Genomic DNA, 13,025 nt, shown 5'->3' with positions numbered 1-13,025 from the left:
GAAATTGAGAAAGTATAGAGCCGTCAATTTTTTAACCAATATTGATTTTCAAGATGAACGCATTCCTACTGTGCAAGACTGTATTCAAAATAATTAACCTGTTCTATTCGATGTTATCAGTGAAACAAGTTCCGGCGGTCCCCTAATAGACAAAGTCTTTAGGATCTCTCCTTGATTCCCACGCTTTTTATTTATATGAGCCAGAATTTTATCAATAACACTTTTATCTTTGATACAAGCAATAATTCGAACATTACCCTGACAGTGCTGACAAATTGTAATATCAATGTTAAATACTCGCTTTAGCCGCTCGGCCCATGACATACGATAGCGTTGATTCGGGTTTATGGTTGTAGCCGATGATTCTTCGACACTTGATTTATTATAACCGGTTACTGCTTTACGATGTTTACTATTGGGCGCAAACACGCCATGAAATCGAGTCAGGTTCATCCAAGGTCTAGGAACCAATGAGGCTAGTCTTGCTATAAAATCAAGGGGTTCAAAAACAACATGCGTGGTGCCATTTTTATAAGGGTTCTTTAACTCATAAATCACTTTACCTGTCTCTGATAAACGCAATCTTTTTAATGAAACAGCTGGTCTTGTGATGTAGCGACATAATCGCTCTATCTTTTGTTTCTGATATGGTTTTGCGCTCACACCGGCATGAAGAGAGAAGCCACTTTCTTTGGCCAATGTCTTGTTTTGTGTAATCTCTTCTAATTGCGCTGGTACCGTCTGAAGTGTATAGACTTTCTTTCCTTTATTTTTGCCAACAGCCACTCGATAAGTAATTGAACTGCCAATTAAATCATTGATAACGTCTTCATCATCATAATCAAAGGTTAAATAGCTTTGCTCTGCATCACAACATAATAAACCTCGTTTTTCTAGCAATCGCCCCAGCCGTTCACAGATGCGATGCAATACCATCTGCATCTCCTCAAACGTGGGTTTGTTTATAGCATGAAATTCAACTAAGTCTCCAGCCTCATCCAACCCATAAGCCCCATCTAAAAAAAGCATATGGAAATGAATATTTAAATTCAGCGCACTACCAAATCGTTGAATTAAAGTAACCGCCCACAAGAAAGTTAACTTTCTAAATTTTTGTCTCAATAGAAGCAAGAAATCCTCACTTTTAAATGAGGATAACTCTAGTATTTCATTGTTATTTATCAACGATAAAGGTAAACTTGCGCTGGTATATGTCCCGGTGGCACAGCTGGATAGCGCAGCCCCCTCCTAAGGGGCAGGTCGCATGTTCAAATCCTGCCGGGGACGCCAATGTAATCAATGAGTTACGAGCTTACAATTTGGTGAACTCTAACCCCAAGTGCGACAATCATTTTTCTACTTCTGCGAAACATCCTACTTTAAGGACGAATGAAAATAATATTAGTTATGGAAATCAACAAATAAAAGCGAAGCTGGAAAAGCAAAGTGTAGGTGAAATGATCGTTCATTTTTTTAAGGAGTTATTTGGAATAAAATCTGTAGAGAATAAATGGAGACCAGATTATAAAGAAAAAGATCCTGTTGCCAGGGAACCCCCAGAAATTAAAGATAAGCATGAAACTCCCTCATTTAAAATGTAGCTAATCTACGCAAGCTATTTACCGTCTTGTAATGATGATAATTAATTCTTAAACCCATCGCAGTTGCTGTTTTTTTCTTCCTTATCGATTATATTGTGCTGCCCACTCATGGTGTTAGCATCATCCTATGATCTAATGAGCTGCATAGCAGGAAGTTATTTTACCTTTATCTGCTCTTGAGATAAGATGCGTATCAATTCAAAATCGAAGAGACTGTGCTCATGAATCTTTTATGAGTTACATTCATAAAAAAGTAAGTGTTCATGGGGTATGAAATTTATTAAAAGTACATACCCCGAGAACACTTGCCAAAAAAATCTTCTGTGGATAATGAGACAAAGAGAATAGGTGTATAAACCCTAGTAATTGATAGACATGCACAATGCATAGAACAGCTTTTAAGGGATTAAAAAGATGGTTGCTCGCTATAAAATTTTTAAGCTAACACGATTCGTAGCCTTTATTCTAACCATTTTTTTACCAGGGTGCGCTTCCCTAGGCCCAAGAACCATCCCCCATGACCGTCAAAACTATAACGATACGGTTTTAGCTACTGAGAACAAACAGATTCTGCTTAACTTGGTACGTATTCATTATTTGGAACCACCGCTGTTTATTAAGATTGGGAGTATTACTGCTTCGTATGCGTGGAATTCTAATCTGGGAGTAAATCAAAATTACTCAAAAACCACGAATAATTTCAAAGACATCTCTATAACCCGTGCTCTTGGGTTCACATACGATGCAGGTTATACCGATACACCGACTATTAGCTATGTACCGCTTACTGACCGAGAGTTTACTAATGCAATTTTAGCCCCTATCAATTTAAAAGAGGCTTCGCTACTGATCTCGAATAACAGTAAAGAATTTATGCGCTTATCCAGATTATTGATTCAAAGTGTGGGCAATATCAGCAATGCTGCTGCTGCCACCAGTGCTGATGTCGAATGGGTGCCGGATTATACAAAATTTTATCGGGTTATGTCCCTCTTAAATCAATTGGGTCGACAAAATGGCTATGAATTACTTACTGGTAATCAGCAAAATGAATTTAAAATCATTATTCGGATTTATCCAAAATTTATTAATTCCGCACCTGCCAGAGAGTTTAAGCGAATAATGAATGTGCCCTTAGACAGTCGGGAGATTATTTTTACCCAAAATTCGCTTCATCCAGGAAAAAATGAGGTAAGAACTGCAACCCGTTCCATCTTGGGCGTAATGACCTTTTTATCGCATGCAGTCGTTTCTCCCCCTGAAGATCTGCGTAGAGGCTATTTACATCAAACTTTTTATAACAATGGCAAGCCGTTTGACTGGAATAAGATACTTAATGGATTGATGAGAATTAATTATAGTGATACTTTTCCTCCTGATGCCTATGTATATATCAGAAGTCATGGTCATTGGTTTTATATAGATAATAAAGATTTATCATCAAAGATAACCTTTACCATATTGGCCGAATTAATCCAACTTTCCTCAGGACATGAAAGTACTGAGGATACCCAACCTATTTTAACTATTCCGGTAAAATAAGCAAAAGCTTGCGTGTCTCTAACAGACACGCAAGCTTCCATTAGGAGCGCATAATGCACTATCTATTACGGCTAATATCACCTTGCCGAGAGGTACTTTTAGTCTTTTCGATTAGCTTTTCCTGGTCAGGCCTTCCATTATCATTCAAAATCTTCCGATTAGAAGAGAACCGAATGAGCCAATAAGCCGCGGTATTTTCTTGGGAAAATTGAGCATGTTGGGCTTCATGATATAAATAATAAATATCCGCTTCTCTATCGGCAACCGTGATTACCATCGTATCAGGAGCTTGTAAAGCGACTTCATTTGCTTTTCGGTAAGCCTTTAACCATCGATAGCTTTCCTTTTCTGCCAAAGGAGTTTTATGGTTATCTCGACTTTTTTCTCGAGCAGTTCGATGACGTACCCTTTCTCTTGCTCAATGATAAGTATCTAAAACACCTAAACATAGTCGTTCAGGTGTAACTGCTAAAATGGGATTACGAATTATTGTAAATAAAAACAGCAGCTAATACTTATGGGTAATGATGTGATAAAGTGGGGCAAGATCATGTTATTCTAAGTCAACAAATTTCGACAGAACCACTTTTATATCTTAGAGCCTCGATTTGCTTTACACGCCTCATATCCACTAGAAGCATTCTCTGCTGCCTCTTTATTAACTTGAGCCACTTGTCTGCCGGTTTTTCTATCTAAAAAATCTCCAATATAATCTCCAAGTTCTTGCGGAAATATAGGTTTAAAAAATCCCATTGCTGCTCTCTTAGTATAAGCCTTTTGTTCAAAACTAATGGCTTGAACTTCTTTTAATGCTTCTTCTACTGTTCCTTTTTTAAAAATTTCATGGTGTGGAAAAAAGTTAGCTAAATAAGCTAAGTCCGTAGTCTTAGTTACTAATCGTTGAAAATTGTCAGGCAAAATTACTAATTGAAATATTTCTGCTTTATTCTCAGGAAAACGAGAAGCTAAGTAAAATACGTCGGAAGTAAAATTTATTTTGTCAAATTTTTCTAACACTTCTATCCAATTATTGCCCAAAGAGGCTAATTGCAACACATAATCCATGGAAATTAAATTCTTGCTAAAATTAGCATTTTTCCTCATAAATAAAGTTACTAAAAAAAGACTCTGGTGTAGTGAATCCGGTTTTGTCGCAGAAAATTTCAGACTCTGATATTGATACTATCAATCGGCAGCTGGCGCTCCTTTTTATGATGGGTGGTCTGTTCCTTCAGATTACTGTAAGGCAAATCAAATATCTCAACAACATCGTGGAGCAAGATCATCGATTCATCAAAAAAATTACCAAACCCATGAAAGAATTCAAGGCATTCCATTCAACACAAGCTACTCTCGCTGGCATAGAACTTCACCACATGCTCCGAAAAGGACAACATCTTCAAGCAGAAAATCAGTCCATCTTTCATCAGTTTTATTGACTCGCAGCTTAAGCTCGTCCGTAATTCCTCCCTTTTGCGACTAAATTTTTTACGCGACAAAACCTGATTTTTTCATGTGCAAAATTCAAGCTATTACCACCTGAATTTAATAACGGCGACTAACAATAAAAATGATTAGTTCTCGTAACTCTTCGCAATCAAATTCAAAATACTTAAGATATTCCATTGCCTTATCAAGATATCGCGATTCATATAGTTTTGCTTTTTCCATTCCGATAAGAGAAGGGTATATTGGTTTATTATTAATTAAATCGATAGCACTTGTTTTACCGAGTGCTTTTGAATCACATTCGATACCAATAATATCGTCATGAATTTGATATGTGATACCAATGATATTACCAAGCTCATTGAGCGTATTAAGAAAAAGAGGATCATCATAATTTGCAGCAAGTGCTGCAAGTTGCATTGATGCGGCTAATAAGCAGCCTGTTTTCAATTGATACATTGTATCTAATTCACTTAATGTTATTTCTTGATTTATGCTTTTCAAGTCTAATTCTTCACCTGCAGCTAATCCGTAAGAACCAATAGCTTTAGCTAATACATAAATCATCTTTAATTTATTTTCTGGCTTAATATCGTTTTGATGATCTTGAAAAGCAAGCAACTCAAAAGCAAGACTTTGTAAGGCATCTCCAGCAAGAATTGCTGTAGCTGAACCAAAAGCTTTATGGCATGTTGGAATACCGCGTCGTAAATCATCATTATCTAAATCAGGTAAATCATCATGGATCAGTGTAAAAGCATGGATTATTTCAATACTGCAAGCGACCTTATCCAGGACTGTCGCTCCATCAGCACCTAAAGCATCCCCTAACGCATAAACAAAACTCGCGCGCAATCGTTTTCCACCATTAAGAACAGAATAACACATCGCTTCATGCAGTAGTTGAGGAGCATCTTGCTTATTAGGTAAATACAACGTTAACGCATTGTTTACTCTAGTCTGGCACTGTTTTATATATTCTAAAATATTCATAAAACCTCCTATACCAATTAAGATTATAGGAGAAAATAAATATAATTGTGCCGTTGTACGATCGTTTTTTAAGTATCCAATCTGAACTGATAAGGATCATATTCAAGTGATGAGAGTAATAATAACAGTTCTCTGTTAAATGAGCCTGACATACACAACCATTTTTACCAGATAAGAAATTTAAGCATGAATATGATTTCGAATTACTTTAAAAGTAATAGTTTCTGTTAAGATAACCTTATTGATTTCTAATACTTTTTAAGGATGAATATGAGTGAGAAAATAATTTTAATCACGGGTTGTTCCAGTGGTATAGGTTTCGATACCGTTTTTGCTCTACAAAAAAGAGGACATAGAGTTATTGCTTCTTGCCGACAAATGGCTGACGTAGAAAAACTTTCGGCCATGGGGGTTGAAACGCTTCTTTTGGATGTAAGTGATTCAATATCTATTCAGAGAGCATTTGCTCAATGTTTAAGTATGACATCGGGACGATTGGATGTATTAATTAATAATGCAGGTTATGGTCAAGCAGGAGCTTTAGAGGACATCTCACGCGACACATTACGTGAGCAATTTGAAACTAATGTATTTGGACTAATGGAATTAACTAATCTGGCTATCCCGATAATGCGTCAGCAAGGGCAAGGACGTATTATTAACTTTAGCTCTTTATTAGGCATTATCAGCATTCCTTTTCGTGGAGTATATAATGCTTCAAAATATGCGGTTGAGGGATTGAGTGACACCTTAAGATTGGAGTTACACGCAGCCAATATACCAGTGATTACTATAGAACCAGGGCCTATAAAAAGTCGATTTAGAGATAATGCGATCAACAGAGTATTAAACAATTTTGATGCTAGCAATAGTTATTTTAAAAGCCAGTATGAGGCCATGCTTTCCAGTCATAAGCAAGTAAAATCGGACTTATTTTTTACTAAAAAAATTTTCACTCAACAAACAGATGTAGTAATAAAAAAACTAATCCATGCCATAGAGGCCAAAAAGCCTAAGGCTAAATATCCTGTAACTCTCCCAGCTTATTTATTTATATTTTTAAAGCGTATTTTAACTACAAAAATGCTTGATAAATTATTACTGGCAGTGTCAAAGAAAGAGTTGTCATAGGTTAGAAAGAGAGAAACAGATAAAACTCTTGGGTACTATAATTAAAGTACAGTGGCGCATTAGACAAATGTCAAACTTATGCCAGTTAAATTATTTCTCTTTCCTAAGTAATTCATATTCAGCAGCAGTAAGTTTTTGTCTTTGACGAAAGAGCTTCTCTACCTCAGGTACCCAATATGAATTATCTACTTTTGACATTGCTGTGAGTGTTAATAATTCTGCTCCATATCCAGAACCATAAGAAAATGCAGATAATTTTTGTCCTTGTTTTAATTGGCTAAGAGCTTTTGTGACGGATATCCACAGACTCGCGGTATAGCAATTACCGCTTAATTGATTCCATATCATGGTTGGTTCAACCTTTTCTTTAAAGTAATGTTCTATTTTTTCGTTGCTCCATCCCTGATGCTGAAAAAAATGAACAACTGCTTTTTTAACCATTTTAGGAAAAGGAACATGAAAACAATGGGCATGAAACTCATGCTCTACAGCGTTTATACCAATATCTTGAATTAAGAGATTAAAGCAATTAAGCACGGCCTCTTTGTAGCACTCGAGACTAAATTCGCCATCAACTTCAGGATATTTCTTGTCAATAGGTCGCCAAAAATCAAAAACTGGTTTGCTCCAAGGATAAGACCGAACATCAATTGCAGCAATCTGAGGATTTTCATCAATAATAAATGCCACAGCTCCTGCTCCTTGTGTTGGTTCAGCATTACTAGAGGGCTCATAAAGAGAGATATCAGCAGCAATCACTAAAGCTGCCTTTTTACCACCAGCACCAGAAAGTTTCCATTCTACAGCTTGTTTAATAGCTAAAGTTCCGCCGTAGCAAGCATGTTTCACTTCATAAGAGCGAATCATGCCACTTAAATTAAGTTGCTCAGCAACCCAAGCACTTAGAGGACGGCTCATATCTAAGCCGCTTTCTGTGCCTACTACAATCATTCCTATATCGTCAAGCGTTTTATCCCAATGAGATAAAGCCATTTGAGCGGCCCCAACAGCTAAGCTAATAATATTTTCATGTTTGGAACATAATGAAAACTCTCTACATGCTAGACCCAAAGTAAATTTTTCCGGTGCAATTCCGCGTAATATTGCTAATTCCTCGACATTCATTGCTAGAGAAGGAAAGTGTAACCCCACGGCGCTAATACCTATATTCTTTTCAGACATATAGCCTCCTCAGAAGATTAAACCACTCCTTGGCTATTATGAAATTAATAGATTTAAATTTAGACACTTACTTTCAGAGCATAGACTCTCAATAAGACTTTCTCTTGAACTTGTTGCATAAAAGCAAATCTTCACCTATGTCATCATTGACGCAAAGCAACCTTTATTTTCCAAAATTTTGTTGACGCTCAGAAAATGAGGCAAATGCTTTCAATAGCTCCTGCTCATTAAAATCTGGCCATAATATAGGAGTATAATAAATTTCTGAATAAGCAATTTGCCATAATAAAAAATTACTGACTCGCATTTCGCCACCTGTTCTAATAACTAACTCTGGATCTGGCGCTCCTTGAGTTGCCAGATATTTTGCAAAATACTTCTCATCCAGATTTTCAATATTCAATTGATTATTAATCGCTTGCTTAACAATTTGCTTAGTTGCATTAAGGATATCCCATTTTCCACCATAGTCTAAAGCAATGAATAGCGTCAAACGCGAATTTTGTTCTGTTTTTTGCTCAACTTCATCCACCATCTTTAGTAGCTTCTCATTCAGTTTTTCTTTAGAACCAATCAAGCGTATTTTGATACCTTTATTATGAAAACGTTCTACATGATGAGATAAATAGGAAATTATAAATTTAACAAGATGCGATGATTGTTTTTTTTGGGTTCTTTGCCAATTTTCTGTGCTGAATGCAAATAAAGTAAGATATTGAATATTTAAATCCATACACAAACAAAGTATCTTCCATGCTATTTTGGCACCAATAATGTACCCAGTAATTGCAGGTAGAAACCGATTTTTCGCCCAACGCCGATTTCCATCCATAATAACCGCAAGGTGCGAGGGGTATTTCATCATCAGGTTCCTCCTAATTTTTAGATATTTCCATAAAAAGGGCAAACTCTTTACTTTTTAAAGCCATACTTAAGACTTGAGATAACCAAGGAGTAAATTCTCGAGGAAATTTTGCTAATTTTCTTTTCAGATGCTGAATATCTATCCAACAATAATCATTAACCTCTTGGGGATCAGGATTAATACTTTGCTCAATCCAAGGACCAATCAAGACATGATCAATTTCATGTTCATACATATTATTGTCCAATTTGGCAAAATACTGAAATATACCAACCTCAATCAGAGGTACTCTTATTCCCATTTCCATTGATAACCTATCAGACGCTTCTTGAGGTAAACTGAGAGAGTCGAGAGGATGGCTACAACACGTATTCGTCCACAAGCCTCCTCCGTGATATTTGCTATTCGCACGTTGTTGGAGGAGTAACTGTAGGGTATCTTGGTTTTTGCGAAATACAAGTATAGAGAAGGCTCGATGAAGTTTTCCTTCTCGATGAGCTAATAGTTTTTCCATCGTCCCGATACAATTGTCTTGCGCATCTACCAAAATAACATGGGTTCTCTGGTCATTTAATGTGCTATCAGACATCACTATTACCCCATTCGTAGTCTTCTTCTTTGGCTCGTATTACGGAAATTGCTTCTCGAGCATCACTCTCAGAAATTTTTCTCTGAGTAGCCAACCGCTTCTCCAAAAATTGGCGAATGAATGGGAGTTCTTCTTCTCTGGCACCAGCGGCAATAGCAAGATTACTTATATGAAGGCGCATATGGCCTTTAGTAATTCCTTCAGAAACTAATGCTTTTAGCGCACCCAAGTTTTGAACCAGTCCTACTGCGGCAATGATTCTAGATAATTCAGATGCTGCTTGAACTTTCATTATTCTCAAACAAATTTGCGAAATAGGATGTAGTTTGGTTACTCCTCCAACAATCCCAACTTGAATCGGTGCTTCTAGAATACCATGAAGATCTTTTCCTTCTCTTTGCCATGTGGTAATGGCGGTGTAGGAACCTGATCGTGCAGCATAAGCATGAATACCTGCTTCAACCGCACGCCAGTCGTTTCCTGTAGCAATCAAGACAGGATCAATTCCATTCATTACCCCTTTATTATTGGTTGCTGCGCGATAAGGATCTAGTTGGGCAAATAAGGAAGCTTCTGATATTTTCTCACCTAATTCAGGATCGATATTAGTAACAACAACTTCGGCTCTAGTAATTTTAGTGTCTGTTAAATTTGATAAAATACATAATCCTACTTTTTCTTGAGTTAACTGTTCAATATCTGGTTTTATGAACTCACAAGCTTGATTAATGATATTAGCCCCCATGGCGTCTTTGCAGTCAATAAAAAAGTGAATAACGACCATAAAATGGCCATCACTACGTTCTATCTTACGCACAAGCAAATCTTTTGCCCCCCCTCCTCTAGAGACTAAACTCATAAGGATGTTGGCATTGACCTTATCTATTAATTCTTTTTTATGTTCGTAAATGATTTGTGACACTAAATCAAAATCTTTTACTTTGGGAATTTGGATTTGTCCTATTCCACACATACCAACCTGCTTTGTAGTTAAACAACCCTCTTGGTAAATCCATTTTGCTGTTTTGCTGGCTGTGGCAATAACAGAACTCTCTTCGATCACCATTGGAATCACATAAGGTTTATTATCAATAACGAAATTAAAGGCCAACCCAAGAGGTAAGGGAAAGCAGCCTACAGCATTTTCAATTAGCGATGAGGCTAAATGGTGGCTTAGAGATGTTTTTTTTCGTAGTAACTTAAGATCCTCTAAAGTACAAAAACCTAGTTTAACTAAAATTTCTTGTTGCTCATTGTCAGATAATTTGTAAAATTGTACGGGAAATAACTCTAGATAATCTATAAAAGCCATAAATACACCTTAGTAAGACATACGTCTATCAACTGGATATGGCGCAACAAGCAACAATATGATCAAATAAGTGCCATATAATAACTATCTACACCATTTAAGGACCTTATGCAAGGAATATGGTGTTTTTTTTATTAATTACCGCCACATATATGCTATTAACGCTGCAACTTGCAAACTAATCATAGAAATCTGAAGATAACTAAGGTATTTTTTTACTGCTGGCTTGTTTGTCTGATTGTTAAATAGGCGCCATTGCAAATAAAGAGAATATGAGCCCGCTAAAAAGGCGAAAATGATGGAACTATAATTTAAACTATGGGTCACGCTATAAACGCCAACTATTGCAATCAGCAAAGATAAAATAACGGCACTGCTAGTAATAAAAAAAGTCCAATTTACTCCCAAGACAATAGGAATAGTCTTTCGCCCACTAAGTTTGTCCCCTTTTACATCTCGTACATCATTTAATGGCGAAATTGCCCAGGAAATCAAAAACGCTAAAGCTAAGAAAGGCCAAGATTGAAATGTGAAATTATTCGCTGTGGCTACCCCCACAAGCGCTGCTAATACAGAGGCAACAGCAGTAGCCAAGGTTTTTATCAAGAAATAACTCTTAAGATGCACCCTAGGATGTGAGTACGTTACTGCCAGTAACAAACTAAATAATCCAATGAAGAGATTGTAAATACTAAGATAAATCCCTAAGAGTAATGCGCTGCAAAGGCAAAAAATAGAAATGACTAGTATGGTGCGGTATAAAGTGACATCATAGGTAAGACTGGTCACCTCATTATTCATACTGTCTTCATGAAAATCATTTAAATCATTGTATAAGTAAGTTCCAAGTCCAGCAAGATAAACGGTTAATACCACTAAAATACCAGCCGATATCTTATAATTTGTTCCAGCCATAGCCAGGTAAGCTAATAAGGCAAAAATAGGACGATAGATTACTACTGTACGAGACTTTATCAATCTAAGCACGGTCTTAATAAAATAAGTTATGGAGAAACCATGGTCATGGTTCTTAAATTTCATATAAACCTCCAAAGCGTACCATTAAATCCTCTTTATTTATTGCTCGATATGCAAACACCTCCGCCAAATTGTGACCCGACTTGCTTGTTTACCGTTTCATACCTTTGCGACTTCCAGTTCATGTTTGCATAATATGTGTGAATAAAGTTCCTTATTGAGATAAGGACAATCGGTATAGTTTAATAGGAAAATTGACGGGAGGAGATTCTGCCCATAAGCTTAGAACATGACCGCCAAAACCTGCACCTATTATTTTACAGGCTAATGCATGCTGTTTTAATAGCTCGATGTGGTCATGTAATTGAGGAGAAATTAAATCCCACTCATAAAAGCATTCATTTCCCATTGTTAACCCTCGCGCTAGAATATCTAGACTTGCATCATTTTTATTCTCTAAGGCATTATTAATCAAAATCACTGCTTGTAACATCTTGTCGTAGATAGCCTCCGCTTTAGCAGGATTCTCTTTTTTTAACTCCAGAACTTTTTTAACACAGGGCCCACTAAAACTGGTCTCATCAGAAGAAGAAATATAAAGAAGAGGTTGCCATGAAATACTCATTTCAATTATTTCACTATTAGAATAATACTTTATTATGTTTTTAGCCGTTACCCCAGCAATATCTACACCACTACTTCGTTTATGAAACATGTCTTCTAGTTGTCGCGCAAATTGAAATAGTTCAGAACGAGATAATAGTCCTTGATAGATAAGCCATTCCGTAATTGCAACACATAATGCTGCTGAAAAGCCTATCCCGCCACATGGAATGATGGTTGATTTAATATTAAAAAAACCTGTAATTTTATTATGATCTTTTTGTAATAACTCATATGCTTTACAAATTGCTGGCCATAATATAATGCCCAACGAATTGTTACCTTCAGCAGAAATAGTATATTTTGTCTTTATTGTATGAGGCTCATAGCTCAAAGTTAAATGATACCTATGAAGTGGAGCAACAATAGCATACCCTCGCTCAAGAATAAGATGCTCACCAGCCAAGATGCATTTTGCTGGTACTTTAACTTTGAAAGTCATATCATTCTCCATTATCAAGTTGATAATTTTAAGTACATATAAATTAAAGTATAGACAGATGTAACCGATTTACTGCAAATACTCGATTAATATGCATAAGCGACAGGCATCCCGAAGGGAATTCGTATTTTAGACTAATCCACTTACTTAACGGATTGCTTTTTGATGGAGGCTACGGTATTCATCAGGTCGCATTCGCGGGACTCGATGAATACCGGCTTTCGTCGGTAATTCGTAATTCTTTCGAAAATGGCCAAACTCGACGCGAGTCGATAGAG

General features: G+C 36.6%; 13 protein-coding genes, 1 tRNA gene and 1 pseudogene. 5 read left to right on the top strand and 10 right to left on the bottom strand.

The window, feature by feature from the left end; genetic code table 11:
- Positions 1-93: 93 nt before the first annotated feature.
- Entirely contained in the window at positions 94-1,122 is a 1,029-nt protein-coding gene (locus LFA_RS05415) for a transposase (protein WP_172653462.1), read from the bottom strand.
- Positions 1,123-1,213: 91 nt separating this feature from the next.
- On the opposite strand from LFA_RS05415, the gene LFA_RS05410 reads away from it, so the two are divergent.
- From LFA_RS05410 to LFA_RS18780, 3 genes are all read left to right on the top strand, one after another.
- Positions 1,214-1,290: transfer RNA gene (locus tag LFA_RS05410), tRNA-Arg, on the top strand.
- Between the two features lie 32 nt (positions 1,291-1,322).
- The gene (locus LFA_RS19200; protein WP_065814362.1) at positions 1,323-1,601 is read left to right on the top strand and encodes a hypothetical protein; all 279 of its coding nucleotides are present in this window, start codon (positions 1,323-1,325) and stop codon (positions 1,599-1,601) included.
- A 414-nt stretch (positions 1,602-2,015) separates the two neighbouring features.
- Positions 2,016-3,143, top strand: coding sequence for a hypothetical protein (locus LFA_RS18780; RefSeq protein ID WP_052673864.1), 1,128 nt, complete (start codon positions 2,016-2,018; stop codon positions 3,141-3,143).
- A 58-nt stretch (positions 3,144-3,201) separates the two neighbouring features.
- Here LFA_RS18780 and LFA_RS05395 read toward each other — a convergent pair whose 3' ends face one another.
- Both LFA_RS05395 and LFA_RS05390 read right to left on the bottom strand, forming a co-directional pair.
- On the bottom strand, positions 3,202-3,498 hold the full coding sequence (locus LFA_RS05395; protein WP_045095269.1) for a hypothetical protein: 297 nt from the start codon (positions 3,496-3,498) through the stop codon (positions 3,202-3,204).
- 233 nt (positions 3,499-3,731) lie between these two features.
- The gene (locus tag LFA_RS05390; protein ID WP_157010291.1) at positions 3,732-4,247 is read right to left on the bottom strand and encodes a hypothetical protein; all 516 of its coding nucleotides are present in this window, start codon (positions 4,245-4,247) and stop codon (positions 3,732-3,734) included.
- Between the two features lie 68 nt (positions 4,248-4,315).
- On the opposite strand from LFA_RS05390, the pseudogene LFA_RS05385 reads away from it, so the two are divergent.
- Positions 4,316-4,582, top strand: a pseudogene (locus tag LFA_RS05385) (DDE-type integrase/transposase/recombinase); the annotation flags it as partial.
- Positions 4,583-4,688: 106 nt separating this feature from the next.
- Here LFA_RS05385 and LFA_RS05380 read toward each other — a convergent pair.
- The gene (locus tag LFA_RS05380; protein ID WP_045095267.1) at positions 4,689-5,585 is read right to left on the bottom strand and encodes a polyprenyl synthetase family protein; all 897 of its coding nucleotides are present in this window, start codon (positions 5,583-5,585) and stop codon (positions 4,689-4,691) included.
- Positions 5,586-5,849: 264 nt separating this feature from the next.
- On the opposite strand from LFA_RS05380, the gene LFA_RS05375 reads away from it, so the two are divergent.
- On the top strand, positions 5,850-6,716 hold the full coding sequence (locus LFA_RS05375; RefSeq protein WP_172653461.1) for an SDR family NAD(P)-dependent oxidoreductase: 867 nt from the start codon (positions 5,850-5,852) through the stop codon (positions 6,714-6,716).
- A 90-nt stretch (positions 6,717-6,806) separates the two neighbouring features.
- Here the strand turns inward: LFA_RS05375 and LFA_RS05370 are convergent, their stop codons facing one another.
- The 6 genes from LFA_RS05370 to LFA_RS05345 all read right to left on the bottom strand — a co-directional run bounded on the left by LFA_RS05370 (position 6,807) and on the right by LFA_RS05345 (position 12,747).
- Complete coding sequence (locus tag LFA_RS05370) at positions 6,807-7,898, bottom strand: hydroxymethylglutaryl-CoA synthase family protein (RefSeq protein WP_045095265.1); 1,092 nt, start codon at positions 7,896-7,898, stop codon at positions 6,807-6,809.
- A 163-nt stretch (positions 7,899-8,061) separates the two neighbouring features.
- Positions 8,062-8,763, bottom strand: coding sequence for a polyprenyl diphosphate synthase (gene uppS / locus LFA_RS05365; protein ID WP_045095264.1), 702 nt, complete (start codon positions 8,761-8,763; stop codon positions 8,062-8,064).
- A gap of 10 nt (positions 8,764-8,773) precedes the next feature.
- Entirely contained in the window at positions 8,774-9,352 is a 579-nt protein-coding gene (idi, locus tag LFA_RS05360; RefSeq protein WP_045095263.1) for an isopentenyl-diphosphate Delta-isomerase, read from the bottom strand.
- Positions 9,345-10,664 carry a hydroxymethylglutaryl-CoA reductase, degradative gene (locus tag LFA_RS05355; RefSeq protein WP_045095262.1) on the bottom strand — a complete coding sequence of 440 codons (1,320 nt, stop codon included), beginning with the start codon at positions 10,662-10,664 and terminating at the stop codon, positions 9,345-9,347. Before LFA_RS05355 ends, idi begins: the two co-directional genes overlap by 8 nt.
- Positions 10,665-10,802: 138 nt before the next feature.
- Positions 10,803-11,705: a UbiA family prenyltransferase gene (locus LFA_RS05350; RefSeq protein WP_045095261.1), complete on the bottom strand. Its 903-nt coding sequence runs from the start codon at positions 11,703-11,705 to the stop codon at positions 10,803-10,805.
- 151 nt (positions 11,706-11,856) lie between these two features.
- On the bottom strand, positions 11,857-12,747 hold the full coding sequence (locus LFA_RS05345; protein ID WP_045095260.1) for a mevalonate kinase family protein: 891 nt from the start codon (positions 12,745-12,747) through the stop codon (positions 11,857-11,859).
- Positions 12,748-13,025 lie beyond the last annotated feature (278 nt).

Origin of the sequence: Legionella fallonii LLAP-10, from assembly GCF_000953135.1 — a bacterium.
Lineage (GTDB): Bacteria > Pseudomonadota > Gammaproteobacteria > Legionellales > Legionellaceae > Legionella > Legionella fallonii.
The sequence above is the reverse complement of the archived record's forward strand: the minus strand, read 5'-3'. Positions and strand labels throughout refer to the sequence as shown.

Coding starts and splice junctions, on each gene's coding strand:
- LFA_RS05390 (WP_157010291.1), bottom strand. CDS start 4,247: ATGAGGAAAAATGCTAATTTTAGCAAGAATTTAATTTCCATGGATTAT.
- LFA_RS05355 (WP_045095262.1), bottom strand. CDS start 10,664: ATGGCTTTTATAGATTATCTAGAGTTATTTCCCGTACAATTTTACAAA.
- LFA_RS05370 (WP_045095265.1), bottom strand. CDS start 7,898: ATGTCTGAAAAGAATATAGGTATTAGCGCCGTGGGGTTACACTTTCCT.
- LFA_RS05375 (WP_172653461.1), top strand. CDS start 5,850: ATGAATATGAGTGAGAAAATAATTTTAATCACGGGTTGTTCCAGTGGT.
- uppS (WP_045095264.1), bottom strand. CDS start 8,763: ATGATGAAATACCCCTCGCACCTTGCGGTTATTATGGATGGAAATCGG.
- LFA_RS05380 (WP_045095267.1), bottom strand. CDS start 5,585: ATGAATATTTTAGAATATATAAAACAGTGCCAGACTAGAGTAAACAAT.
- LFA_RS05350 (WP_045095261.1), bottom strand. CDS start 11,705: ATGAAATTTAAGAACCATGACCATGGTTTCTCCATAACTTATTTTATT.
- idi (WP_045095263.1), bottom strand. CDS start 9,352: ATGTCTGATAGCACATTAAATGACCAGAGAACCCATGTTATTTTGGTA.
- LFA_RS18780 (WP_052673864.1), top strand. CDS start 2,016: ATGGTTGCTCGCTATAAAATTTTTAAGCTAACACGATTCGTAGCCTTT.
- LFA_RS05345 (WP_045095260.1), bottom strand. CDS start 12,747: ATGACTTTCAAAGTTAAAGTACCAGCAAAATGCATCTTGGCTGGTGAG.